This is a genomic window from Salinivibrio proteolyticus, from assembly GCF_001996165.1.
Classification (GTDB): Bacteria; Pseudomonadota; Gammaproteobacteria; order Enterobacterales; family Vibrionaceae; genus Salinivibrio; species Salinivibrio proteolyticus.
The window spans coordinates 36,618-60,592 of sequence record NZ_MUFP01000012.1; the positions used below are offsets into that span (position 1 = coordinate 36,618).

At 50.8% G+C, this 23,975-nt stretch carries 24 protein-coding genes; 8 read left to right on the forward strand and 16 right to left on the reverse strand.

Features of this window, described 5'->3' with window-relative positions; translation table 11 throughout:
* Positions 1 to 33: 33 nt before the first annotated feature.
* A complete protein-coding gene (gene dinB / locus BZJ19_RS10425; protein WP_077675590.1) occupies positions 34 to 1,083 on the forward strand; it encodes a DNA polymerase IV in 1,050 nt (349 codons plus the stop codon).
* On the opposite strand, the gene BZJ19_RS10430 is transcribed toward dinB, so the two are convergent.
* Complete coding sequence (locus BZJ19_RS10430) at positions 1,080 to 2,543, reverse strand: aminoacyl-histidine dipeptidase (protein WP_102136130.1); 1,464 nt, start codon at positions 2,541 to 2,543, stop codon at positions 1,080 to 1,082. The two genes, dinB and BZJ19_RS10430, sit on opposite strands and share 4 nt — an antisense overlap.
* A 751-nt stretch (positions 2,544 to 3,294) precedes the next feature.
* On the opposite strand from BZJ19_RS10430, the gene BZJ19_RS10435 reads away from it, so the two are divergent.
* The 6 genes from BZJ19_RS10435 to BZJ19_RS10460 all read left to right on the forward strand — a co-directional run bounded on the left by BZJ19_RS10435 (position 3,295) and on the right by BZJ19_RS10460 (position 9,539).
* Positions 3,295 to 4,587: an NCS2 family permease gene (locus BZJ19_RS10435; RefSeq protein WP_077675592.1), complete on the forward strand. Its 1,293-nt coding sequence runs from the start codon at positions 3,295 to 3,297 to the stop codon at positions 4,585 to 4,587.
* A gap of 56 nt (positions 4,588 to 4,643) precedes the next feature.
* Positions 4,644 to 5,099 (forward strand): xanthine phosphoribosyltransferase, encoded by a 456-nt coding sequence (gpt, locus tag BZJ19_RS10440; protein ID WP_069587432.1) that lies wholly within the window; start codon positions 4,644 to 4,646, stop codon positions 5,097 to 5,099.
* A gap of 157 nt (positions 5,100 to 5,256) precedes the next feature.
* Complete coding sequence (gene frsA / locus BZJ19_RS10445; RefSeq protein WP_077675626.1) at positions 5,257 to 6,510, forward strand: esterase FrsA; 1,254 nt, start codon at positions 5,257 to 5,259, stop codon at positions 6,508 to 6,510.
* A gap of 114 nt (positions 6,511 to 6,624) precedes the next feature.
* Positions 6,625 to 7,026, forward strand: coding sequence for a sigma factor-binding protein Crl (gene crl, locus BZJ19_RS10450; RefSeq protein ID WP_069587431.1), 402 nt, complete (start codon positions 6,625 to 6,627; stop codon positions 7,024 to 7,026).
* Between the two features lie 85 nt (positions 7,027 to 7,111).
* Positions 7,112 to 8,266 carry a glutamate 5-kinase gene (proB, locus tag BZJ19_RS10455; RefSeq protein ID WP_077675593.1) on the forward strand — a complete coding sequence of 385 codons (1,155 nt, stop codon included), beginning with the start codon at positions 7,112 to 7,114 and terminating at the stop codon, positions 8,264 to 8,266.
* A 19-nt stretch (positions 8,267 to 8,285) separates the two neighbouring features.
* Positions 8,286 to 9,539 carry a glutamate-5-semialdehyde dehydrogenase gene (locus tag BZJ19_RS10460; protein ID WP_077675594.1) on the forward strand — a complete coding sequence of 418 codons (1,254 nt, stop codon included), beginning with the start codon at positions 8,286 to 8,288 and terminating at the stop codon, positions 9,537 to 9,539.
* Positions 9,540 to 9,621: 82 nt separating this feature from the next.
* Here the strand turns inward: BZJ19_RS10460 and lipA are convergent, their stop codons facing one another.
* From lipA to leuS, 12 genes are all read right to left on the reverse strand, one after another.
* Positions 9,622 to 10,587: a lipoyl synthase gene (gene lipA / locus BZJ19_RS10465; RefSeq protein WP_077675595.1), complete on the reverse strand. Its 966-nt coding sequence runs from the start codon at positions 10,585 to 10,587 to the stop codon at positions 9,622 to 9,624.
* Positions 10,584 to 11,234, reverse strand: coding sequence for a lipoyl(octanoyl) transferase LipB (lipB, locus tag BZJ19_RS10470; RefSeq protein WP_069587427.1), 651 nt, complete (start codon positions 11,232 to 11,234; stop codon positions 10,584 to 10,586). Before lipB ends, lipA begins: the two co-directional genes overlap by 4 nt.
* An 84-nt stretch (positions 11,235 to 11,318) precedes the next feature.
* Positions 11,319 to 11,588 carry a DUF493 family protein YbeD gene (gene ybeD, locus BZJ19_RS10475; protein WP_069587426.1) on the reverse strand — a complete coding sequence of 90 codons (270 nt, stop codon included), beginning with the start codon at positions 11,586 to 11,588 and terminating at the stop codon, positions 11,319 to 11,321.
* A gap of 142 nt (positions 11,589 to 11,730) precedes the next feature.
* A complete protein-coding gene (locus BZJ19_RS10480; RefSeq protein WP_077675627.1) occupies positions 11,731 to 12,903 on the reverse strand; it encodes a serine hydrolase in 1,173 nt (390 codons plus the stop codon).
* Between the two features lie 91 nt (positions 12,904 to 12,994).
* The gene (locus BZJ19_RS10485) at positions 12,995 to 13,813 is read right to left on the reverse strand and encodes a septal ring lytic transglycosylase RlpA family protein (protein WP_069587425.1); all 819 of its coding nucleotides are present in this window, start codon (positions 13,811 to 13,813) and stop codon (positions 12,995 to 12,997) included.
* A gap of 5 nt (positions 13,814 to 13,818) precedes the next feature.
* Positions 13,819 to 14,937 (reverse strand): peptidoglycan glycosyltransferase MrdB, encoded by a 1,119-nt coding sequence (gene mrdB / locus BZJ19_RS10490; protein WP_077675596.1) that lies wholly within the window; start codon positions 14,935 to 14,937, stop codon positions 13,819 to 13,821.
* On the reverse strand, positions 14,934 to 16,820 hold the full coding sequence (gene mrdA / locus BZJ19_RS10495; protein WP_077675597.1) for a penicillin-binding protein 2: 1,887 nt from the start codon (positions 16,818 to 16,820) through the stop codon (positions 14,934 to 14,936). Before mrdA ends, mrdB begins: the two co-directional genes overlap by 4 nt.
* Positions 16,821 to 16,826: 6 nt before the next feature.
* The gene (rlmH, locus tag BZJ19_RS10500; protein ID WP_077675598.1) at positions 16,827 to 17,297 is read right to left on the reverse strand and encodes a 23S rRNA (pseudouridine(1915)-N(3))-methyltransferase RlmH; all 471 of its coding nucleotides are present in this window, start codon (positions 17,295 to 17,297) and stop codon (positions 16,827 to 16,829) included.
* 3 nt (positions 17,298 to 17,300) lie between these two features.
* Positions 17,301 to 17,618 (reverse strand): ribosome silencing factor, encoded by a 318-nt coding sequence (gene rsfS / locus BZJ19_RS10505; protein ID WP_069587421.1) that lies wholly within the window; start codon positions 17,616 to 17,618, stop codon positions 17,301 to 17,303.
* Between the two features lie 70 nt (positions 17,619 to 17,688).
* Complete coding sequence (gene holA, locus BZJ19_RS10510; RefSeq protein ID WP_077675628.1) at positions 17,689 to 18,711, reverse strand: DNA polymerase III subunit delta; 1,023 nt, start codon at positions 18,709 to 18,711, stop codon at positions 17,689 to 17,691.
* On the reverse strand, positions 18,711 to 19,334 hold the full coding sequence (locus tag BZJ19_RS10515) for an LPS-assembly lipoprotein LptE (RefSeq protein ID WP_235608206.1): 624 nt from the start codon (positions 19,332 to 19,334) through the stop codon (positions 18,711 to 18,713). Before BZJ19_RS10515 ends, holA begins: the two co-directional genes overlap by 1 nt.
* Positions 19,335 to 19,349: 15 nt before the next feature.
* Positions 19,350 to 21,926 (reverse strand): leucine--tRNA ligase, encoded by a 2,577-nt coding sequence (leuS, locus tag BZJ19_RS10520; RefSeq protein WP_077675599.1) that lies wholly within the window; start codon positions 21,924 to 21,926, stop codon positions 19,350 to 19,352.
* A gap of 107 nt (positions 21,927 to 22,033) precedes the next feature.
* Between leuS and BZJ19_RS10525 the strand changes: the two genes are divergently transcribed.
* Positions 22,034 to 22,519 carry a zinc ribbon-containing protein gene (locus tag BZJ19_RS10525; protein ID WP_077675600.1) on the forward strand — a complete coding sequence of 162 codons (486 nt, stop codon included), beginning with the start codon at positions 22,034 to 22,036 and terminating at the stop codon, positions 22,517 to 22,519.
* A 55-nt stretch (positions 22,520 to 22,574) separates the two neighbouring features.
* Here the strand turns inward: BZJ19_RS10525 and BZJ19_RS10530 are convergent, their stop codons facing one another.
* Genes BZJ19_RS10530 through arsC form a run of 3 tightly spaced genes read right to left on the reverse strand, consistent with a single transcriptional unit; the run spans position 22,575 to position 23,965 of the window.
* On the reverse strand, positions 22,575 to 22,985 hold the full coding sequence (locus BZJ19_RS10530; protein ID WP_077675630.1) for a DUF2069 domain-containing protein: 411 nt from the start codon (positions 22,983 to 22,985) through the stop codon (positions 22,575 to 22,577).
* Between the two features lie 36 nt (positions 22,986 to 23,021).
* Entirely contained in the window at positions 23,022 to 23,612 is a 591-nt protein-coding gene (gene wrbA / locus BZJ19_RS10535) for an NAD(P)H:quinone oxidoreductase (protein ID WP_077675601.1), read from the reverse strand.
* Positions 23,609 to 23,965: an arsenate reductase (glutaredoxin) gene (gene arsC / locus BZJ19_RS10540; protein WP_069587416.1), complete on the reverse strand. Its 357-nt coding sequence runs from the start codon at positions 23,963 to 23,965 to the stop codon at positions 23,609 to 23,611. Before arsC ends, wrbA begins: the two co-directional genes overlap by 4 nt.
* Between the last annotated feature and the right edge of the window lie 10 nt (positions 23,966 to 23,975).

A 23,975-nucleotide genomic window follows, 5' to 3' on the forward strand; every position in this document is an offset into this window, starting at 1 on the left:
ATCTGTCTCATCTGGTGGCCATGCAGGATTGTCATGAAGAAAATCATCCATATCGACATGGATTGTTTCTATGCGGCAGTGGAGATGCGTGATAACCCTGCCTTACAACAGGTGCCTCTTGCGATTGGCGGGTCACCCGATGGGCGAGGGGTGATTGCAACCTGCAATTATCCCGCGCGTCGCTTTGGGATCCGCTCCGCAATGGCGACGGCTCAAGCGCTTAAACTATGTCCCGGTCTGACGGTTATGCGTGGCAATATGGCCAAGTACCGCGCCGTTTCTCAGCAGCTTCATGCTATTTTTCATCGTTATACCGATATTATTGAGCCCCTCTCTCTTGATGAGGCTTACTTAGATGTTACAGATTGCGACAGTCATCAAGGCTCGGCAACCCGCATTGCAGAAGCGATTCGTCACACCATTCGCGCCGAGCTATCATTAACCGCGTCGGCAGGCGTGGCGCCAATCAAGTTTCTCGCCAAAGTTGCCTCAGATATCAACAAACCGGATGGCTTATGCGTGATCACCCCTGACGAGGTCGATACCTTTGTCGCTGAGCTCCCTTTGCAATGCATTCCGGGAGTAGGACGTGTCACCTTAACCAAGCTTCATGAACTGAATTTGTTTACCTGCGGCGATGTGCAGCGTAGCGATCATGGTGAACTGATCCAGCGGTTTGGTAAATTTGGACAGGTGCTATGGCAGCGAGCACATGGTATTGATCGACGCCTAGTGCAAGTGGAGCGGATACGTAAATCCGTTGGTGTGGAGCGCACTCTATCGCAGGATCTCGCTGCGCTGAATGATTGTTTACAGTGGTTAGACACATTATACGAAGAGCTCCAGCGGCGACTCGAAAAAGCCGATGCGAATGGGCGGATTTGTCGCCAAGGTGTCAAACTCAAATTCAACGACTTTCAAACCACAACGGTTGCACACCGCTGTGAGCGGTTAGATCGAGGACTATTTGATACCTTGTTGCATGAAGCGTTTTATCGAGGCGAGGGTAGAGCGGTGAGGCTAATTGGTTTGTCGGTAGGGCTGGGGGACGACAATGACCCCCAGCTAAGTTTACTCGCTTAAGCGCGCTTTTCAGGAATCGCTTTTAAGATAGCGCGCATTTGTTGCCAATAGTGACCCACACTTTCAATGTTCACTTTCTCATCGGGTGAGTGAGGGAACTTAATCGTTGGACCAAACGAGATCATATCCATATCCGGGTAAGGTTTTTTAAATAGACCGCATTCTAATCCCGCGTGGATCACCATGATATCAGGCTTACGCTGATAGATAGCTTCATAGGTATCACGGAAAATATGCATGATTTCAGAGTCTGGATCAGGCTTCCATCCCGGGTAAGCGCCGGAAAACTCGACGGTCACGTTCGCTAAACCGGCCAGTGAGCGCAGCATGCCTTGCACCATTTCGCGTCCAGAATCGATCAATGAGCGGATCAAAAACAATCCCGTAATAGTATGCTCATCGGTTTGGATAACGCCTAAGTTTAGTGAGGTTTCTACCACACCCGGAACATCATCGCTCATCCGTATGACACCGTTTGGCGCCGCGTTTAAGGCCGCGAGTAGTCGAGATTGTACGGCTCGGGTCAGTGGGTCGGCTTGATTGTCAGACGCATCGAGTACGACAGTGACGTTCTCCTCCAAGCGTCCCAATTCATCGTGAAGCAACTGCGCGTAGTTATCTATCGCCGCGGCTAATGCGTCTTTTTGCTCGACTGGCACGGCAATATCTGCAAAGGCTTCACGCGGGATGGCGTTACGCAATGTACCGCCTCGCAATGCAATCAGGCTGACATCAATCTCACTGAGGTGATGGCTGAGCATGCGTGCAAGTAGCTTATTGGCATTGGCGCGACCCGTGTGAATATCCACCCCAGAGTGGCCGCCTTTTAGGCCTTTTATACCGACAGTAAAACGCGCCACACTGTCGCCGATGGGGTGACGCTCGACTGGAAAGTGCATGCTAGCATCGACGCCGCCCGCACAGCCCATGTAGATTTCCCCTTCTTGTTCGGAGTCTGTGTTCAGTAACACTTCCCCTTCAAGCCAGCCTGCTTCTAGGCCAAATGCACCGTCCATCCCAGCTTCTTCATTGGTGGTAAGCAACACTTCGAGTGGACCATGTTCAATGTCATCAGCCGCTAAGACGGCAAGGCAGGAGGCCATCCCAATACCGTTATCGGCGCCTAATGTCGTGCCATCCGCCGTGACCCACTCGCCATCGATATAAGGGCGAATCGGATCGGTGGTAAAGTCGTGCTCGGTGTGCTCGTTTTTCTGCGGCACCATATCAAGGTGGGCTTGTAGTACTACACCCTTGCGGTTTTCCATTCCCGGCGTCGCCGGTTTGCGGATAAAAATATTGCCAGTGGGATCTTGGCGAACCTCTAAACCTCGGTCTTTCGCCCAATCGACAATGAATGCTGCCAATTGTGCTTCGTGATAAGAGGGATGTGGAATAGCACAAATCTGGTCAAAAAAAGCCCAAACAGGCTGGGGTGATAATTGGCTGATCTCAGACACGGTAGACTCCATTTTATTTTATTGTTGGCCTTTTAAACAGTAGGCCTTACTGAAATAGATGGACTTTACCAAGCATACCACTGTCGACTAGGTGGTGACAGTCGCAGGATCAAGGGAAGGAAAATCAGAGTGCATGCCGGATATCTAGGCGTGGTGGGCGTAATAAAACTACCAAATATGAACTTTTTGTGACTCCAGTCACCCTATAGCTTGTAATATAATTACGCGTGGGTTATTATCTAGACACTGATAACACAGGTTATCGATTGTTCATGGAGTGAACCCGAGTATTCGCCTCCAAGGAACCGAGACAAAATGTTAACGACATTAGGTTTAAACTTGAGAGAGGTAAAAACGATGGAAGGTATGGTATCTAACTACTACTGGAACCAACAGTCAGTGTATACCAAAGGATTCACGTATCCGGCGCCGTTCGGGTACCGCAAGTAAGTTTTACGATTCCCCCGCTCTTACAGAGACATTTCTGATCCAGAAGCAAACGCTTTAGTTCTGGCGCCACACAAAGTTGTGGCGTTTTTTTTATGGGTAGTATGTCAGATGCCTGACAAGCCAGCCATGATGGATAATCTTGTTGGCAACCATCACGAGAGTCATGACATTTCGATCAATTCATGCGGTTTCGTGCTGGAAATTTCCTTCATCGATCGGTAAGATTTGCGCCAATTTTTGACACGCAAACGTTTTCCTTTTGCATCTTATGATGCGCCACCTTTTATTCGGGATACCAACGATGTTAGAGCGTTTATTTAAACTCAGCGAGCATGGCACGGATCTTCGCACCGAAGTTATTGCTGGTGTGACCACCTTCCTCACCATGGCCTACATCATTTTCGTGAACCCATCTATTTTGGCTGAAGCGGGAATGGACAAGGGCGCGGTATTTGTTGCCACCTGTTTGGCTGCTGCCGTCGGCTGTTTTGTGATGGGAATTGTCGCCAACTATCCGGTCGCTCAAGCGCCAGGTATGGGCCTCAACGCTTTCTTCACCTACACAGTGGTGTTGCAAATGGGCCATTCGTGGCAGGTTGCGCTGGCTGCGGTGTTTATTTCGGGCTTGTGCTTTATTCTACTCAGTGTGTTGAAAATTCGTGAGTGGATTATCAACTCGATTCCTATGTCACTACGCACCGGTATCTCGGCGGGTATCGGCTTGTTCTTAGCGCTCATCGCACTGCAAAATGCGGGGATCGTCGTGGATCACCCGGCAACCCTTGTCGCACTGGGTGATGTGACGGCATTTGCGCCGGCGATGGCAGCACTCGGCTTTTTCCTCACTATTGGTTTGGTGCATCGTGGCCTAAAAGGGGCGGTCATGATTGCGATTTTAGTGGTCACTGTGATTGGTATTGTCGCGGGTGATGTCCCTTATCACGGTGTGATGTCTGCGCCACCAAGCCTCGCGCCGACCTTTATGCAGCTTGATTTTTCCGGAGCCCTTGAAGTTGGTCTGGTTTCTATCGTGTTCGCATTTTTGTTTGTTGACCTCTTTGATACCGCAGGAACCTTAGTGGGTGTGGCACAGCGCGCGGAACTTTTGGACAAAGATGGTAAACTGCCGCGTTTAAATCGTGCATTACTGGCAGACAGTACCGCGACATCGGTCGGGGCGCTTTTAGGCACGTCGAATACAACCTCATATATTGAAAGTGTGTCAGGGGTAGCAGCGGGTGGTCGTACAGGACTCACTGCTGTCGTTGTGGGGATCTTATTCTTGCTTGCGCTATTTTTTGCACCGCTCGCAGGCATGGTCCCAGCGTATGCAACAGCTGGCGCTCTCTTTTATGTTGCGATTTTGATGATGTCAGGTCTTGTGGGGATTAACTGGCGAGATTTGACCGAAGCCGCACCTGTGGTCGTGGTGTGTTTGCTGATGCCGCTCACTTACTCGATTGCGAGCGGGATTGGCCTTGGCTTTATTGCGTTTTGTGCCGTAAAAACCTTTGCGGGCAAAGGGCGTGAGGTCCCTGTCAGTATCTGGATCTTGGCTGGATTGTTCTTACTCAAGTTCGTTTTCTTGGTGTAAAACAGCCGCCCACATTGACGTTATAACAAGGCGAGAAACGCCACGAGGTTTTCATCATGAGTAACAAGTTCATCATCACCTGGGACAACATGCAGATGTACACACGCCAATTGGCGGAGAGGCTGCTGCCCGCTGACCAGTGGCAGGGAATTATTGCTGTGAGTCGCGGCGGCTTGGTGCCTGCCGCCATTCTTGCCCGTGAGCTAGGCATTCGCTATGTCGATACGGTGTGTATCTCGAGCTACGATCATGATCATCAGCGCGATATGCGTGTCGTGAAACAAGCACCGGGGGATGGTGAAGGCTTTATTGTGGTGGACGACTTGGTTGATACAGGCGGAACCGCAGAAATGGTACGCCAACTCTATCCTAAAGCACGCTTTGTTACTGTGAGCGCCAAACCTGCGGGTAAGCATCTTGTCGATGATTATATCGTCGATATTGCGCAAGACACATGGATTGAGCAGCCATGGGATATGGCGGTGAGTTATGTGGATCCGATTGCTAAATAATAGCCAGCAAGGTTATTGATAATCTGCTGTCAACAAAACGTCGCACACAGTTGCGGCGTTTTTTCGTTTCTAGAGACGCGATGGGCTGAAAATCATGGCCTTGCTGTGAGTATGGTTTACACTAGGAGCGTCATAAACTGAACGCTCGGGAGTGAACGTGTCGGAAAGCGAATCTCAAAATTTGTCGGTCAAGCTGTTTGCCAAACACAGACATGCCAAAGAAACGTCGACATTGTTTGGCGCTATCCAGCAAATCGATCAAGCGAGTTATTCGGCGTTTGATGGAGACAGCGAGCGCAGCTGGTATCGAATGCGACGTCGTGGACAATGGACGTGGCAAGGGGTGGATCCGGTAGAGATGGAAGCGATTTTTGCCCGTATTGCCCATTCGGACAACTCACGCTCCGTCGACAGTCTGCTGGATACGGTAGAAGGCTACCGCTCGGGAAATTGGAACTACGAGTGGACAGCGGTGGGCATGCAGCATCAAAAGCGCGCCCAAGCGCTAGCAGACAAAGGGGAGCATCAAGCGGCGAGTCAGCAATGGCTGCAAGCCTGTACCTATTTCGGTATCGCGGCGTATCCTCATCTCAAAGGCGATACGCTCGCTTTGCAATCAGAAACGCTGGCCTATAAAGCCTTCGAGCATGCGATGGATAAGCTTCCCTTCACGGTTAAAACCGTGGAAACAACACTCGATGGAAAATCGCTGAAAGGTTACCTGTATCTGCCGCGAACCGATGCGACCCTGCCGGTGGTCATTCTCAGTGGCAGCTTAGACAGTTTGCAAACTGATTTATGGCGGGTATTCGTCGATTACTTTGCCCCCGCAGATATCGCGGTATTGACCTTAGATATGCCATCAGTGGGCCACAGCAGTCATTGGCATCTCAACGAGGATGCCAGCCGCTTACATCGCGCCATGTTAGATAAATTGGCGGAGGTGCCTTGGGTGGATCACCACCGTGTGGGCACCATGGGGATCCGGTTTGGCGCGAATCCGGCGGTACGGTTAGCCTTTCTTGAACCACACAGAGTCAAAGCCAGTGCAGCGCTGGGAGGCATCGTGCATTCGCTATTAACCAATGCACAAATGATGAAAAAAATGCCACCCATGTACCTCGACACATTAGGGTCACGGCTCGGTCGCCATATTCCTATCGACACGCTTCGGACACGGCTACAGGCGTGGTCACTCAAAAACCAAGGCTTACTCACCGGACGGCGAACCGAAGTGCCCATTTTAGCCTTGAGTTTGAAAGATGATCCGGTTTGTCCGGAATCCGACAACAAACTGATTGCAACCTATAGTCGTGGCGGTAAAGCGGTGACATTGCCGAATACGCCTTTGCATGACGGCTACCATCGTGCGCTGAGCGAGACCGTCTCGTGGTTTGCCAATATTTTGTAACCAAGGTGGCGAAGGTGTGATCAAGTGCGGAAAGCGGGGGATTGGCGTTCACCTGACCGATAACGTCATGATATACCTTGAGCTTAGGTAGATAGAGTGCCACTGGAGGACACCATGACCCAAACGCTCCCGCTTTCTCATGGACGGTTGAAAACACGTTTTACTGCGCTTGGCCCGTATTTTCGTGATGGGCAATCTGATGAACAAAGCTACTTTTTCGATAGCTTGTCTGTCTGCGTCGATGCGAAAAAAGAGCCCGATGCACGCGAATTCTGGGGATGGTGGTTAGTGTTGACCCCAGAAGACGATGGGTTCCGTTATCACTACGGGTATGGCCTCTATGACGAGCATGGGGAATGGTTAGCAAAAGCCGTCCCTGCCAAACAGCGCGCGGAGGTTGAGAAAACCCTTGATAGTTTCTACACCAAATTATGCCAATTAGTGGTCGATGAACTATCGCTTTCCCTTTCCCCAAGTCAAAAACTGACCGAGCCAGAACTCGCCCTTTCTAACTAAAACGTGATTTGCCTGATTTCAGTCCTTGTTAAATGGACATGGGATTGATAAAAGAGACATCTATCTTTTAGTCAATCAGGCAATCATGACAGTTCAAGACGCGCTTCGAGACGGTGACATTGCAGCCACCGTCTCTTCTCAAACCATCGTTGTAAAATTAGGCACCAGTGTGCTGACTGGCGGTTCGCAACACCTTGACCAAGCCCACATGGTTGAGTTGGTTCGTCAGTGCGCGCGCCTGCGCCAACAAGGCCATCAAGTGATCATTGTCTCATCGGGAGCGATTGCTGCTGGGCGAGAGCACCTTGATTATCCGGTGTTGGCTGACACGGTCGCTAACAAGCAGATGCTCGCAGCCGTCGGGCAGTGCCGTTTAATTCAAACCTGGGAGCATCTTTTCAGTCTTTATGGCTTTCAAGTCGGACAGATGCTGCTGACCCGCGCTGATTTGGATCACCGCGAGCGTTTTCTCAATGCGCGAGACATGCTCCATGCGTTACTCGATAACGGCATCATTCCCATTGTGAATGAAAATGATGCGGTGGCGACATCTGAGATCAAAGTCGGTGATAACGACAACCTCTCAGCGCTGGTGGCGATTTTAGCCAACGCAGACAAATTATTGCTGCTTACCGATCAACCCGGACTCTTTACGGCGGATCCGAGAACGCAACCCGATGCCGAGCTTATTCGGGAAGTCCATACGATTGATGAAACCTTACGCAAATTAGCGGGAGGCAGTGTCACAGGTCTTGGCACCGGTGGCATGGCAACGAAACTGCAGGCTGCAGATATTGGGCGACGAGCGGGCATAGAAGTCACGATTGCTGCTGGTAGCAAGCCTGAAGTGATCCAAAACGTGGTCGCCGGTAACAGCGCGGGCACTCGATTCTTGCCGCTAGAGAGCCCACTAGAAAGCCGTAAACGCTGGATTTTAGCCGGGCCACCTCCTGCGGGGGATATTACCATTGATACCGGCGCAGTGACGGCAGTGACGCAAAAAGGTAGCAGCCTGCTAAGTAAAGGCATCGTAAGCGTTAAAGGTGACTTTGCGCGTGGCGAAGTCGCGCGCATTTACTCTGTAGAGGGGCAATGCCTTGCGCGCGGTATTTGCCGTTATTCAGCAGCCGATCTTCGCCGTATTGCAGGCGCACATAGCCAACAAATCGCAGATATTTTAGGCTATGAGTATGGACCGGTAGCCATACACCGAGACGACCTTGTCGTTATTGGCGATTAATAAAAGAGATGCACACAACATGAGTTTACAAATGATGGGGAAAGCCGCCAAAGAGGCGGCTTACCAACTCGCGACAACTTCCACCACGAAAAAAAATCGCGCGCTGACCTTCATTGCGGATGAATTAGAGGCGCAACAAGCGAGTATTTTAGCGGCTAACCAAACGGACTTAGAGGCGGCACGCGCAGCGGGCATGAGTGAGGCGTTGATCGACCGCTTAGCACTCACGCCTGCACGTTTATCGGCGATTGCTGCAGATGTGCGCAATGTGGTGTCGTTGCCCGATCCGGTTGGGCAAGAATTTGATCATAAGGTGCTCGAAAATGGCCTTTCTTTATCGAAGCGCCGTGAGCCACTGGGTGTTGTCGGTGTGATTTATGAAGCGCGCCCTAACGTCACCATTGATATTGCGGCACTGTGCCTAAAAACGGGCAATGCCAGTATCTTACGCGGTGGTAAAGAAACCTTTTCGACCAACCAAGTGTTGGTCACTGTGATTCAATCTGCACTGAGCAAGGCTGAACTACCGCAATCAGCGGTGCAATACATCGACAAGCCTGACCGAGAGTTGGTCGCTGAGCTACTGACCATGGACGAGTACGTGGATATGATTATTCCGCGCGGCGGTGCCAGTTTGCATAAAATGTGTAAACAAAACAGCACGATTCCGGTGATTATTGGTGGTTTTGGGATTAGCCATTTGTATGTGGATCAAAGTGCCGACCTTGAACGTGCGCCGGATGTGATCATTAATGCGAAGACGCATCGTCCATCCGCCTGTAACTCCTTGGATACGTTATTGGTGCACAAGCACGTCGCCGCGCAGCTGTTTACACGTCTTATCCCAGCGCTTAACGCACAGCAACTGAAGGTTGTCGCAGCAAACAGTGCCTTGCCCTACCTTGACGGTGTCGCACAGCTTCGTGAAGCCGCTGAGGGAGACTTTGATACTGAATGGTTGGGTCCAACGCTCGGTGTTGCTGTGGTTGACGATGTGCACGACGCGCTCGGTCATATGCGCGATCACAATGCGAGCCATTCAGATACGATTCTGACCAATGATATTGATGCTGCCGAAGCCTTTATCAATGGTGCGGGCTCGGCTGCTGTCTATGTCAATGCTTCAACCCGTTTTACCGACGGTGCCCAGTTTGGTTTAGGCGCGGAAGTGGCCGTTTCAACGCAAAAGCTGCATGCGCGTGGCCCGATGGGACTCGAAGAGCTGACCACGTATAAGTGGGTCGGCAAAGCAGATTACCTGACGCGTCAATAACCCAAGCATACGAACGCAAGTCATATGCAAAATGTAAAAAAGCCGCGCGAGCGCGGCTTTTTTGTATCGTCAGCATAGAGACTTATTTAATCTCGACACCTTTGGCTTGCAAATCAGCATGGTATGAAGAGCGGACAAAGGGACCACATGCAGCATGGGTAAAGCCAAGATCCAGCGCGATAGCTTTTAGCTCATCAAACTCTTCGGGCGGCACATAACGTTCAACCGGAAGGTGATGGCGGCTCGGCGCAAGGTATTGACCCAACGTCAGCATGGTGACACCGTGAGCGCGTAGGTCTTTCAGAACCTCAATGATCTCTTCCTTGGTTTCACCCAAGCCCATCATGAGTCCAGACTTAGTAGGAACATCTGGATGCATGTCTTTGAACTTTTTCAGCAGATCCAGTGACCACTGATAGTTCGCACCGGGACGCGCTTTACGGTACAAGCGAGGTGCCGTTTCTAGGTTGTGGTTAAACACATCCGGTGGACTGTCGCGCAGGATATCTAGGGCGCGATCCATTCGGCCTCGGAAGTCAGGTACCAAGGTTTCGATTTTGATCTCAGGGTTGAGCGTACGGATCTCACGGGTACAGTCGGCAAAATGCTGTGCCCCGCCATCGCGAAGGTCGTCGCGGTCAACTGAGGTGATCACGACATAACGAAGCTTCATATCTTTGATGGTTTGCGCCAGATGCTTAGGTTCGTCCGCATCAGGGGTCACCGGACGGCCATGGGCGACGTCGCAGAATGGGCAACGACGGGTACAGATCGCACCTAAAATCATGAAAGTGGCGGTGCCGTGGCTAAAGCACTCTGCCAAGTTTGGACAGGAGGCCTCTTCACACACAGAGTGGAGATTGTTTTTGCGCATCGCATCTTTAATTTCTTTGATGCGAGAGGTCTCGGCAGGGAGCTTGATTTTCATCCAATCAGGCTTGCGCAGCACTTCTTTTTGCTCGGTCGGCATATTTTTGACCGGGATAAGCGCCATCTTTTCGGCATCGCGGTACTTAACGCCGCGTTCCATCTGAATCGGTTTGCTCATAAATCGCTGCTTTCCGTTGTAACCTCAACCTGAGTATATCCCAGTTGTTGAGTTAAAGTGTCTACTAGCACAGGTTGGACGTCTGTTAGGGTTGCGCCTTCAACCTGATCACTTAGTTGCGTCATCGCCATCCCCGCATACCCACAGGGGTTAATGCGCTGAAATGGAGATAAATCCATATTGATGTTGAGTGCCAGTCCATGGAATGAGCACCCGCGACGAATACGGAGCCCAAGGGAACAGATTTTTGCGCTATCCACATATACACCGGGCGCATCGGGACGCGCGTAAGCGGTTACGCCATAATGGGCGAGGGTAGCGACAACGAGATTTTCAATATGGCTAACCAGTTCTCGAACGCCGACTTTTTTACGTTTTAAATCAATTAAAAAGTAAACGACTAACTGACCGGGACCGTGATAGGTCACTTGTCCCCCTCGATCTGATTGTACGACGGGGATGTCTCCAGGGACCAAAACGTGTTCCGGTTTACCCGCTTGACCTTGGGTGAAGACGGGATCATGTTCGACCAACCAGACTTCGTCACAAGTATGTGCATCACGGCTATCCGTGAAGTCACGCATCTGCTGCCAGGTTTGCGGATAAGGTCGGCGGCCCAGATATCTAACAACTAGTTGGTGCTGCAAACCGATTACCCATATTGTTATCTGTGGGGGTATTATAGAGGTTGGCGGCGTGATTAAAAGCCGCCAGCCGTGTGGGTATTCTGATTAAAGAACCATACGAACGATTTCGATCTCGCCAAGTTCTTTATACAAGGTTTCTACTTGCTCGATAGAGGTGGCAGTAATGGTCACAGATACCGAGTGATAGTTACCTTTTGCGCTAGGCTTCACCTTTGGGCTGTAGTCGCCTGGCGCATGTTGCTGGATCACACCTAGAACAAGGTCCGGCAGTTCAGGCTTAGCATGGCCCATAACCTTGTAAGTGAACTGACAAGGAAACTCCAGCAAGTCTTTTAGTTTTGGTTGCTCTTGCATGTTAACTCCCAATGGGCAGGCCGAGAACGGCATACCTATGTGCGATGGATCACGATTAACGCGAAATACTAATCTGCTCTGGGACAGAAAACAAGCCGCCCACCAAGTTGGTGGGCGGGAATGGGACTAAATGGTAAGCAGCTTAGCCCAGTAAGTTTTGAAACATCATAACAATGTAATCAATTAACCGGCTGAATAATCCACCTTTTTCGACGTCGTTCAACGCAACCAGTGGGTATTCGGCTACATCTTCGCCATCCACTTGATAGAACAGCTTGCCTACCACATCCCCTTTACTGATCGGTGCTTCAAGGGTTTTTTCCAGTACGAAGCTCGCTTTTAGATCTTGTGCTTTGCCGCGAGGAAGTGTGACGTAGGTATCTTCGGTCACCCCGAGTGACACTTCATCGGTATCACCCATCCACACTTTTTCAGTCACAAAGGTTTCATTTGCTTTGTGAGGGGCGACGGTTTCGAAGAAACGGAAGCCATAGTTCAATAGCTTTTTACTTTCTGCTTTACGCGCGTTTGCACTTTTGGTGCCCATCACGACAGCAATCAAACGCATCTCGCCTTCGGTGGCTGAGCTCACCAAGTTATAGCCGGCACCATCGGTATGGCCCGTTTTGATACCGTCAACGTTGAGGCTCTTGTCCCACAACAGGCCATTGCGGTTGTATTGGGTAATCCCGTTGTAGGTAAACGCTTTCTCTTTGTAAATGCGGTATTCCGCTGGCACATCACGGATCAGCGCCTGCGCCAGTAACGCCATGTCATAAGGGGTAGTGTAAAGATCTTTAGAGTCGAGGCCATGCACATTCGAGAAGTGCGTGCTGTCCATGCCCAGTGTTTCACCCCAACGGTTCATCAGATCCACAAACGCATCTTCAGAGCCCGCGACATGCTCGGCCATCGCGACACAGGCATCGTTGCCTGATTGAATGATAATGCCTCGGTTAAGGTCGGCTGCTTTCACCGTGGTCCCGACTTCGATGAACATCTTGGATGAACCCGGGAAGTTTTTCGCCCACGCATTTTCGCTGATCACCACGTCATCATCCATGGAGATGTTACCGCGCTCAACCTCTTGGCCAATCACATAACTGGTCATCATCTTGGTGAGGCTTGCCGGGTTAAGGCGTTTGTAAGCATTATTCTCGGCAAGGACTTCACCGGAGTGGTAGTCCATAAGCACGTAGCCCTTGGCGGCAATTTGTGGAGCATCGGGTACAACAGCGGGCGCAGCTTGGGCCGTCACTGATACGAAAAGCGCAGCAGATAGCAATGTACGCATGCGGGAAACGGATTTTTTCATCATTTTTAGTACTTTTGTCGGTTATCGATGTCGATACTGTAGGCTCACTATACCAAATTGGGCACAGAGAGACAGGCTCGATTCCTTTAACTCACTGATTGTTTGTTTTAGCACTTGTGACAGATGTGTCGTCATTAACAAGTGCTTCGGTGACGATAAAAGCGCCCGGCAGTTGATGCTGTTTAGCGACTTGCATCGCTTGCTGAGCTTGGCCACGGTCGTAAAACGGACCAAAACGCACACGATAAACTTGGTCGCGGCGAGCAATGTGGGTAGGTAGACCATGTGCTTTCGCTAATTGTTCCGCACTTTGGCTGGCTTTTAAGCCATCGGACAATGCAAGCAACTGGACATAGTACGCATGGTGGCGGGCCGAATGCCACTCATCTTGTGCGGGTTTCTCTGGAGAGATTAAACGAAGTGCGACTGGTGCGGTGCCCGTTTGCAAAACACCGAGCTTTTTTGCAGCCGCATAGCTGAGATCAATCAGGCGTTCGTTATGGAAAGGGCCACGATCGTTGACGCGTACAATCGCTTTTTTACCGTTATTTTGATTGGTGACCTCGACGTAGCTTGGCAAAGGCAAGGTTTTATGCGCCGCAGACATGGAGTACATGTCATATACTTCGCCGTTGGAGGTTTTATGGCCGTGGAATTTTTGGCCGTACCAAGAGGCAATGCCTGCCTCTTGGTAACCGCGAGGCTCACGGAGTATTTCGTAGCGTTGACCATTTAAGGTGTAGTCTTTGTTGCCAGCTAAGCTATAAGGCTCATACCTTGGCTGGGCATCATCAGTGTGCACCTGCTCAGGAAGGCGCTCAGGTGCTTGGTCGTCAGCCATTTGATATCGGCCCTGTTGCGTACTACACGCGCTCAGGAGCATGGCGAAAAGAATTACAATCGCTCGCATGTTTATTAAGCCCTAGATAGCATTTTTCGATGAGTATGAATGGACATGAGAATGCCAAAACCAGCCATCAAGGTCACCATAGAGGTACCGCCATAGCTGATCAGAGGTAAGGGTACCCCAACCACAGGCAAAATGCCGCTGACCATACCAATATTGACAAAAACATAAACAAAAAAGCTGAGCACGATACTCCCGGCCATCATACGGCCGAATGCAGTTTGGGCTCGGCTGGCTAACATCAGTCCACGCCCAATCAAAAACAGGTACAAGGCGAGCAGGGCACATACACCAATTAAACCCCATTCTTCGGCAATGACCGCAAAGATAAAGTCGGTATGGCGCTCAGGGAGAAACTCGAGCTGCGATTGTGTGCCATGCAACCAACCTTTTCCGGCGAGTCCACCAGAACCAATCGCAATTTTAGATTGAATAATATGATAGCCCGCTCCCAGTGGGTCGGACTCTGGATTAAAGAGCGTGAGCACGCGAGTGCGCTGATAGTCGTGCATTAAGAAAAACCACAGCACAGGAATAAACCCCGCGATTGCAACGACAGCGGCGGTAATCAGCTTCCAACTTATCCCTGCGAGAAAGAGTACGAAGACGCCTGACGCGGCAATAAGAATAGAGGTACCTAAGTCGGGTTGCTTCGCGATCATAATGGTGGGCATAAACAACAAAAAGAGCGCGATCAGCAAGGTCGTAAACTTCGGCGGGAGCGGATCCTTACCGATAAAACGAGCCAGCATTAAAGGCACAGCAAGTTTGATTATTTCGGAAGGCTGGAAAGTAACCACACCAAGATCGAGCCAACGCTGAGCGCCTTTTGCCGTTTCACCCACCAGTAAGACCGCCGCCAGTAGGACCACACCAATCACATATAAATACGGCGACCAAAACTCGTAATGGCGTGGCGGCACCTGTGCCAGCGCAAACATTACCGACAGGGCTAGCAGCATCCGAACCGCTTGGCGTTCCATCATTGCCATACTTTGGCCACTGGCACTGTACATAACCACAAGACCAAAGCCCATCAGTAATAAAATGCCAATGAGCAAGGGCAAGTCGAGGTGCAAGCGATCGAATAACGAGCGCTTACTGCTTACTTGGGCTAAGGAACTCATTGTTTTGCCTCTTTATTCTCTTCGGCGTCTTTTTCAATCAAGATGTGATCAAAAATACGACGGGCAATGGGCGCACCGTTACTTGACCCGCCTCCGGCGTTTTCTAATACCATGGAGACCGCCACCTTGGGATGTTCAAAGGGAGCGAACCCGATAAATAGCGCATGGTCGCGTAAGTGCTCTGCAATCTCGTCGGCGTTGTATTCTTCATCCTCGCCCAAGCCAAACACCTGTGCGGTACCGGACTTCCCGCCAGAGACATATTTTGCGGTGCGGAACGAGCGTCTAGCGGTACCTTTACGACCATGATTAACCAATCGCATCCCTTCAAGGGCGACGTCCCAATACTTATCGCTTACTCCTTTTATCGGTGGATAAGGTTCAGGCGTGGGTTTATGCATGCCTTGTTCATCGCGCGATAGCATCAGTAACTTAGGCGCTCTGACTTCGCCGCGATTTAATACCACAGTCAGTGCTTTAACCATCTGCATCGGGGTCGCTGTCCAATAGCCTTGACCAATGCCAACGGGAATGGTGTCACCTTTGTACCAAGGTTGGCGGTGACGGCTCATTTTCCACTCTCGGTTGGGCATATTGGCGCTGCTCTCTTCTTGGATATCTATACCTGTGTATTGACCAAAACCAAATTTCTCCATCCAAGACGAAAGTTTATCAATCCCCATATCATAGGCGATTTGGTAAAAGAAGGTATCCACCGACTCTTCAATCGATTGGACAATATTTACACGGCCATGCCCCCATGGACGCCAGTCACGGAAAGGGCGAGTGTTAGAGTTGGGGATCCGCCAATAACCGGGGTCGTTGCGGGTAGTCTTGGTGGTAATAATCCCTTCTTCCAGTGCAGCGACAGCAATAAAGGGCTTCACCGTTGACGCCGGCGGATAGATGCCCAATGTCGCACGGTTTACCAATGGTCTGTCTCTATCATTAAGCAGGGCACTGTATTGGGTGCTGGAAATGCCGTGAACAAAAAGGTTCGGGTCATAGCTGGGGGTCGATACCATGGCTAAAACGCCAGATGTTTTCGGATCGAGCACAACCACAGCGCCACGGCGATCGCCTAAGATGCCACGAATATAAAGCTGTAAATCAATATCGAGATTGAGGATCAAATCCTTACCCGGCACGGGTGGCACATATTTTAAGGTGCGGATGATTCGGCCTCGGCTATTCACCTCGACTTCTTGATAGCCCGCTTTACCATGCAACACGGGCTCGTAATATTTTTCTATGCCGAGTTTGCCGATGTCACGCGTCGCGCGGTAGTTATTGAGCACATCTTTTTGACGCAGTTTGGCGATATCACGGTCGTTGATTTTTGCAACGTAACCCAGCACATGGGTCAGCGCATCGCCGTAAGGGTAGTGGCGTTTTAGATATGCCTTGATTTCCACCCCGGAAAATTGGTGCTGGTGGGCAGAAAAGATGGCGACCTCTTTATCGGTTAACTGGGTCTTTAGCGGCACCGCATTAAAGCGACGCGAACGTCTACGTTCTTTTTGGAAGTTGTCGATATCACTGTCAGACAGCGACAGTAATGACTGTAAGCGCGCCAAGGTGGCGGGCATATCATCGACTTGTTCAGGGGTGATTTCGAGATGATATACCGGCCGGTTTTCTGCGAGCAATTTGCCGTTGCGATCATAGATAAGACCGCGGTTGGGCGCGACAGGAACCACTTTAATCCGGTTATCATTTGAGCGCGTCTGATAATCTTGGTGTTCAACGACCTGAATGTGATAGAGGTTGGTAAGCAAGATCCCGACTAAGGCAATAATCCCGATGAAGCAGACAATCGCTCGGCGGACAAACAGCGCCGCTTCGGCGCTATGGTCGCGAATTTGACTTCGTTGGCGCTTCATCCGTGATTATTCTCGATGGTAAGGATGGTTAGTCGTTAAGCTCCACGCGCGATATAGGCTCTCAGCCATGACAATACGTACCAGCGGATGTGGCAGTGTCAGTGGCGATAAAGACCAACTTTGTTCCGCAGCGGCCTTACATTCTGATGCCAATCCTTCTGGCCCGCCAATTAAGATCGCCACGTCACGAGCGTCAAGCTTCCATTTCTCTAACTGTTCAGCCAATTGCGGGGTATCCCAAGGTTTACCGGGAATGTCGAGTGTCACGATACGGCTACCGCGGTTGACCGCGGCTAACATAGCTTCGCCTTCTTTTTGCAGAATGCGGGCAATGTCGGCGTTTTTGCCCCGTTTTCCCGCGGGGATCTCAATCAGCTCTAAAGGCATATCTTTGGGAAAACGACGCTGGTACTCGGCGAAGCCTTGCTCAACCCATTTCGGCATTTTATTGCCGACGGCAATCAACTGAATTTTCATCAATTAGTTCCAGAGCTTTTCCAGTTGATAGAGCTGGCGCTGTTCTTCTTGCATCACATGCACCATCACATCACCCAAATCGACCACGACCCACTCGCTGTCGTCTTGGCCTTCCATACCCATCGCGCCGATATTGATAGCTTGGGCTTCGTCACGCACATGCTCTGCAATGGAAGCAACATGGCGACGAGAGTTACCGGTGCACAGCACCATAAAATCGGTAATGGAAGATTTGTCACGGACATCCAGTGTCACAATGTCACTGGCTTTCATATCATCGACCTTATCGGCCACAAACTGTTGTAACTCGGTAGCTTGCAAAAGAGACCTCTATGGTTACCGTTTGGATTACTGGCAAGCGAGTATATCACTCACTTGCCTTTTGGACACATTAGCGCGGCTGAGGTTCAGGCATTTGGCACATGAGTGCGCAAAAATAGTGCAATTCAGGCCAAGGATCGCGGCTGTAATCGGTTTTTAGACCGATTTCGAGCTGAGCAAGTTGCCGCAGAAGTTGAGTCAGACGCGGTCGCGTTAAGCGATTCAGCGCTGCAATCATCATGGGTCGGCGTGTTTGCCAGATCCGCAATTGGTCGAATATTTTGTTCAATGGCCGCCCTTGTTGGCCTTGCTCATGGATCACATACAGCTGCTTGAGCTCTTTTTGGATCAATCGTAGCAACAAGGTGGGCTCGTTTCCTTCTGCATAGAGTTGCTCCAAAATACGCTGCGCGCGCTGCGCTTTTCCTTCTAATAACGCATCGGTAAGTTGGAAAGGCGTAAAATGATGATGGCGCGACAGGGCGCTTTCAATGCGAGGAAGCGTTAAGGCGCCGTCAGGATAGAGCAACTGCAGAATGTGCAGGCTTTGTACCAAAGCCAGTAAGTTACCTTCATGCCATTGTGCTAACAGTTGCAATGCTGGTTGATCCGGTTTAAGCCCCAGCCCTTGACAGCGCTGCTCGATAAAACGCGGTAACTGGCGGGCATCGGGCGTATTACACACCACATAGAGCCCGTGCTGAGACAAGGCGGTGAACCACTTGGCAGACTCTTGCTTCTTATTTAAACGCTCGCCTTGCACCAGCAATAAAATATCAGGGTTAAGCCATTGTACAATGTCAGCCAATTGCTTGGCTTGTGTGGTGTTAAGGCCATTTTCTGGGCAAGTGATTTCGATAATCTGGCGTGAAGAAAACAAACTCAGCGCTTGGCAGCAATCAATCACCTCCTGCCAATTGAGCTGTGCATCAATGATAAAGCGATGATGCTCTTCAAACCCTTGCTCTCGAGCGGAGCGACAAATTGCATCGCGTGATTCAAGTTTCAGCAAAGGATCAGAGCCAAACACGAGATAGGTTTGGCGCAGTGGCTGCTTGAGCTGCTGCGCCAATTGTTCTGGATACGTTCTCATCATTGCGCGGTATCAGTCTCAGTCTGACGCGTTTCAATAATGATTTCAGGCTTGGTTGGGCTCTCTCCTTGCTCAAGCTGCTCCATCGCCGCTTGTTCGGCCTGACGCCGCTCAAATTCGGCAATATCACCTTTAAGCTGAGAGAGTTGACGCATAATCTGGCGTGTCGCTTCGGTCCGCATCTCCGCAACCAGCTTGTCTTGCTCGACCGATTTAGCCAAGGCTGTTAGCGGGTTATCGAGGAAGTTACGACTTAGCGTGGTTGAAAAAGTATAACTGCCTTTTTGCGGCACAGTCACCCGGTAGCGAGCCACATAGCGGAACTCTTTCTCTGCCACACGGCTGTTTTGGTAAAGCGATAGGGTTTGTTCGCTATTGCTTTCGCCAAGCAGGTGAATATTGGTCACTGTATTGGCGGGCGCAACCAGTTCAACCTTATGTTGATTGAGTTGATTGCGCAGTTGGCGTGTGAGCTCACCGTAAGGGTCGACGCTGGTTAACGACACTTGCGTGACCTCGTCCGGTAAGTTGTAGCTGTCACGTAAGGCAAACCCGCAAGAGGCGGTGGTCAAAGCGACCACCGCAACAAGCAGGAAGCGAAACACAGGTTTAAACAGGGTCACGCTACTGCTCCTTGTTTAGTTAGCAACAATGTTAACCAGTTTACCTGGTACATAGATGACTTTGCGCACGGTTTTCCCGTCAGTAAATTTAACCACATTTTCATCAGTCATCGCTTGTGCTTCGACCGCTTCTTTTTCGGCGTCAGCAGCAACGGTGATTTTGGCACGCAGTTTTCCGTTGACTTGGACGATGATGAGCTTTTCATCTTCAACCATGGCGTCTTGGTCAGCTTGTGGCCATTGGGCGTCATCAATGTGCTGTTCACCCAGCGCTTCCCACAGTGTAAAGCTGATGTGTGGGGTGATTGGGTAGAGCATCACAACAATCGCCTTCAGCGCTTCATCCAGCACCGCTCGGTCTTGCTCGCTCTCTTGTGGTGCTTTCACCAAACGGTTCATCAGCTCCATAATCGCAGCAATCGCAGTGTTGAACGTTTGACGACGACCCATGTCGTCACTCACTTTGGCAATGGCTTTGTGAACGTCACGGCGCAGTGCTTTCTGCTCATTGTTCAGAGCGCTAGCATCGAGTGCTGCGACTGCACCTTTTGCGCTGTGCTCGTAAACCAATTTCCACACGCGACGCAAGAAGCGGTGAGAGCCTTCGACGCCTGACTCTTGCCACTCAAGGGTCATTTCTGCTGGCGCGGCAAACATCATGAACAAGCGTACGGTGTCGGCACCATATTTTTCGACCATCAATTGCGGGTCGATACCATTGTTCTTCGACTTTGACATCTTGGTCATGCCAGTATGCACGACTTCGCGTCCTTCATTGTCGATAGCTTTGATGATCTTGCCTTTGCTGTCGCGTTCGACGGTCACATCGGTTGGCGAGACCCAAACTCGCACGCCTTTCTCGTCGTTGTAGTAGAAGGCGTCGGCAAGCACCATGCCTTGGCAAAGTAGCTGCTTAAAAGGCTCGTCACTGTCGACCATGTTGTCGTCACGGAGCAGTTTATGGAAGAAGCGTGAGTAAAGCAGGTGCATACACGCATGTTCGATCCCGCCTATGTACTGGTCAACAGGCAGCCAGTAGTTCGCGGCGGCTGGGTCGAGCATTTGGTCTGCTTGTGGCGAACAATAGCGCGCGTAGTACCAAGATGACTCCATGAAGGTATCAAAGGTGTCGGTTTCACGCAGCGCAGGCTTGCCTTGATACTGGGTTTGCGCCCATTGCTTATCGGCTTTGATCGGGCTTTGCACGCCGTCCATAACCACGTCTTCTGGCAAGATGACAGGCAGTTCCTCGCTAGGAACAGGCACCACCTCACCGTCTTCCGTGTTCAGCATTGGGATAGGTGCACCCCAGTAGCGTTGACGAGAAACGCCCCAATCACGCAGACGGAAGTTAACGGTTTTCTTGCCTTTACCCAGCGATTCAAGCTTGGCGGCAATCGCATCAAACGCGGCATCAAAGTCTAGGCCGTCAAATTCGCCAGAGTTAAACAGTTTGCCTTTCTCAGTATGCGCTTGCTCGGACAGATCTGGCGCTTGGCCATTTTCGTCAAGGATCACCGGTTCAATATCGAGACCGTATTTGCTGGCGAACTCAAAGTCGCGTTGATCGTGCGCTGGCACGGCCATAACTGCGCCTGTGCCGTAGTCCATCAAGACAAAGTTGGCGACAAAGATAGGCACACGACGACCGTTCAAAGGGTGTGTTGCGTACAAGCCGGTTGCCATGCCTTTTTTCTCCATGGTTGCAAGTTCTGCTTCAGCAACCTTGGTGTTACGGCACTCCTGTACAAATTCAGCCAACGCTGGATTTTGTTTGGAAGCGGCATCCGCGAGTGGGTGACCAGCGGCAATGCCAACATAGGTGACGCCCATCAGGGTATCAGGACGCGTGGTGTACACATCCAGCGCAGGATGATCGCCTTCTACGTCAAAGGTCAGTTCCACCCCTTCAGAGCGGCCAATCCAGTTGCGTTGCATGGTTTTAACCATTTCTGGCCAACCATCCAATTTATCGATGTCTTGGAGCAGCTCTTCTGCATAGTCGGTGATTTTAATAAACCACTGCGGGATTTCTTTTTGCTCAACCGGTGTGTCACAACGCCAACAGCAGCCTTCGTGTACCTGCTCATTGGCCAAAACGGTTTGGTCATTCGGACACCAGTTTACCGACGAGGTTTTCTTATATACCAAGCCTTTGTTGTAAAGCTTGGTGAAGAACTCTTGTTCCCAGCGGTAGTAATCTGGACTACAGGTGGCGACTTCACGGTTCCAATCGTAACCAAAGCCCAGCATTTTCAGCTGGCCTTTCATGTAATCAATGTTTTCGTAGGTCCAAGGTGCCGGTGCGGTTTTGTTTTTAATCGCCGCGCCCTCAGCGGGTAGGCCAAAGGCGTCCCAACCGATAGGCTGCATCACGTTTTTACCTTGCAGGCGCTGGTAGCGTGAAATGACGTCACCGATGGTGTAGTTGCGCACATGTCCCATGTGCAAACGACCACTGGGGTATGGGAACATAGAAAGACAATAAAATTTTTCTTTGTTAGGGTCTTCATGAACCACAAAGGTTTTATTTTCGTCCCAATGGGCTTGAACTTTTTGTTCAATATCTTGCGGGCTATATTGTTCTTGCATCGATGGCTTCCGAGATTCTGTGAGAAAGGTAAAACCTGAAAGAGAAATATCGTCATAGAATAACGAAAGGCAAAGACCGCAACAACACTTGAATCAGGAGCAGGACGATGAATAAAGAGAAAGATACCCAACAAAGCATCATCGAGCGCGTTAAAGAGGCGCTGGAAAACAGTCCTGAATCCCTTGCGCGCTGGGTGGAGTTGTCGGAGCAATACCTTAAGGCCGCAGCGGATTTAACCAAAGATGAGTGGGCATTGATTGAGGCGTATTTCAAACGTGATGTGAGAGCGTTTGGCGCGCAATATGACAAATCACAGGCCGATGAGATAGACAGTGAGGTTTTTAACGACCTGATTGCTGACACCATTTGGGAACAACTGGCGGAGATCACCGACCGAACGCAACTGGAATGGCGTGAAGTGTTTGATGATTTGCAGCATCAAGGGGTGTATGAAGCTGGGGAGATTGTGGGGTTAGGTATATTGCAATGTGAACAATGCCAGCACCAGACCCGCCATAATCGCGTGGATGTGATTCATCCTTGTGTGAAATGCGGGCATCGCTTTTTTACCCGTCGCGCTTACCCAGCCTAAATCAAAAGCGGGCCGGCAATCCCGGCCCTCGCGTTATCAACGCCCCGAAGCAGACTTATTCTTCACTTTTTTTGGCACCTTCAAAGCGTGCTTTTTCTTCTTTCTCAACCTGTGATAATCGAGGCAACTTGAGTCCTTGCGCTTTTCCCATCCAGCGAGCAAACACAATATTGCTCCAAAATGCACAGCTGACCAGCACAAGCTCGGCTACCGCTAGCCAGCGTTCGCCTTCATCGACATATATCAGGGTTAGGGCATGTAAAAAGTAAAACATTAAAATAAAGTTGGCCCAGGCGTGGGTGAACGCTTTGCCCTTAATCAATCCAGGCAGTGGCAACAGCAAAGGCACCAGCCAACCGATCGTGACCGCCCACGCGTTTAAGTGCGGGTGAGGAGACAGGTAGGCGTGCCAAATCGCTACCCAAGCGATTAGGCCAAGGTTGCTGGCAAGCGAGAGTTTACGCATCAATGCAAGACGAGGGTCAGTCACTGTGATGTCCTTTTACGAGCAAGTGGAGTTGAGCGTGCGCGCGAGTGAAGCGAGCCGTTGGCCGAGCGCATTGGCTATTTTTTTCTCATCGGCGAGCAAAGGGGTTTGAGCGTTGCTCACACTCGAGGCACCATAGGGCGAACCACCGCCTTGGGTGGTGTGCAGTGCGCTTTCACTGTGCGGCACGCCAACAAGAATCATACCGTGATGTAGCAGGGGCACCGTCATGGTGAGCAGGGTGGTTTCTTGTCCTCCATGAAGCATAGAGCCGGCCCCAAACACGGCGGCAGGTTTATCGATTAAGGCCCCAGATAGCCACTCGGCACTGGTACTGTCGATAAAATGCTTGAGTGGCGCGGCCATATTGCCGAAACGCACCGGACTCCCCAAGGCTAACCCATCACAGTCGACCAAGTCTTGGCGAGTCACAAAAGGATCGCTGGCTGAATCGGCCGGTGTTTTTCCGTCTGTGTAACTCGGCAATTCTGGTACCGTACGTAACACGGCCTCCACGCCCTGAGATTCAATGCCTCTTGCTAGCTGTTGCGCTAATTTGCGGGTATTGCCTGAGCGACTGTAGTAAAGCACCAGTACTTTTGTCATGCCAAAAGATCCAAAACGTTTTCCGGTGGACGACCAATAACGGCACGCTCAGCCTTAACAGCGATAGGGCGCTCAATGAGTTTAGGGTTGTTGACCATCGCGTCGAGCAGTTGCGCTTCCGTCACGCTGGCATCACCCAGCTGCGCGGTTTTATAGTCTGCTTCCTTGGTTCGCATCATGTCGCGAAATGAGCGGATGCCGAGCTTATCTTTCAAGGCGGTCAGGGTGTCGGCAGACGGAGGCGTTTCCAGATACTTAACGATGTTTGGTTGCACGCCATTAGATTCGAGCAGTGCAAGTGTTTCACGGCTTTTGGAACAACGCGGGTTGTGATAAAGCGTAATAGTGGTCACGACAGATATC

Excerpts from the sequence above, each read along its gene's own strand:
- dinB (WP_077675590.1), top strand. The coding sequence starts at position 34 with ATGAAGAAAATCATCCATATCGACATGGATTGTTTCTATGCGGCAGTG.
- BZJ19_RS10435 (WP_077675592.1), top strand. The coding sequence starts at position 3,295 with ATGTTAGAGCGTTTATTTAAACTCAGCGAGCATGGCACGGATCTTCGC.
- gpt (WP_069587432.1), top strand. The coding sequence starts at position 4,644 with ATGAGTAACAAGTTCATCATCACCTGGGACAACATGCAGATGTACACA.
- crl (WP_069587431.1), top strand. The coding sequence starts at position 6,625 with ATGACCCAAACGCTCCCGCTTTCTCATGGACGGTTGAAAACACGTTTT.
- proB (WP_077675593.1), top strand. The coding sequence starts at position 7,112 with ATGACAGTTCAAGACGCGCTTCGAGACGGTGACATTGCAGCCACCGTC.
- BZJ19_RS10460 (WP_077675594.1), top strand. The coding sequence starts at position 8,286 with ATGAGTTTACAAATGATGGGGAAAGCCGCCAAAGAGGCGGCTTACCAA.
- lipA (WP_077675595.1), bottom strand. The coding sequence starts at position 10,587 with ATGAGCAAACCGATTCAGATGGAACGCGGCGTTAAGTACCGCGATGCC.
- ybeD (WP_069587426.1), bottom strand. The coding sequence starts at position 11,588 with ATGCAAGAGCAACCAAAACTAAAAGACTTGCTGGAGTTTCCTTGTCAG.
- BZJ19_RS10480 (WP_077675627.1), bottom strand. The coding sequence starts at position 12,903 with ATGAAAAAATCCGTTTCCCGCATGCGTACATTGCTATCTGCTGCGCTT.
- BZJ19_RS10485 (WP_069587425.1), bottom strand. The coding sequence starts at position 13,813 with ATGCGAGCGATTGTAATTCTTTTCGCCATGCTCCTGAGCGCGTGTAGT.
- mrdB (WP_077675596.1), bottom strand. The coding sequence starts at position 14,937 with ATGAGTTCCTTAGCCCAAGTAAGCAGTAAGCGCTCGTTATTCGATCGC.
- mrdA (WP_077675597.1), bottom strand. The coding sequence starts at position 16,820 with ATGAAGCGCCAACGAAGTCAAATTCGCGACCATAGCGCCGAAGCGGCG.
- rlmH (WP_077675598.1), bottom strand. The coding sequence starts at position 17,297 with ATGAAAATTCAGTTGATTGCCGTCGGCAATAAAATGCCGAAATGGGTT.
- holA (WP_077675628.1), bottom strand. The coding sequence starts at position 18,711 with ATGAGAACGTATCCAGAACAATTGGCGCAGCAGCTCAAGCAGCCACTG.
- leuS (WP_077675599.1), bottom strand. The coding sequence starts at position 21,926 with ATGCAAGAACAATATAGCCCGCAAGATATTGAACAAAAAGTTCAAGCC.
- BZJ19_RS10525 (WP_077675600.1), top strand. The coding sequence starts at position 22,034 with ATGAATAAAGAGAAAGATACCCAACAAAGCATCATCGAGCGCGTTAAA.
- BZJ19_RS10530 (WP_077675630.1), bottom strand. The coding sequence starts at position 22,985 with ATGCGTAAACTCTCGCTTGCCAGCAACCTTGGCCTAATCGCTTGGGTA.
- wrbA (WP_077675601.1), bottom strand. The coding sequence starts at position 23,612 with ATGACAAAAGTACTGGTGCTTTACTACAGTCGCTCAGGCAATACCCGC.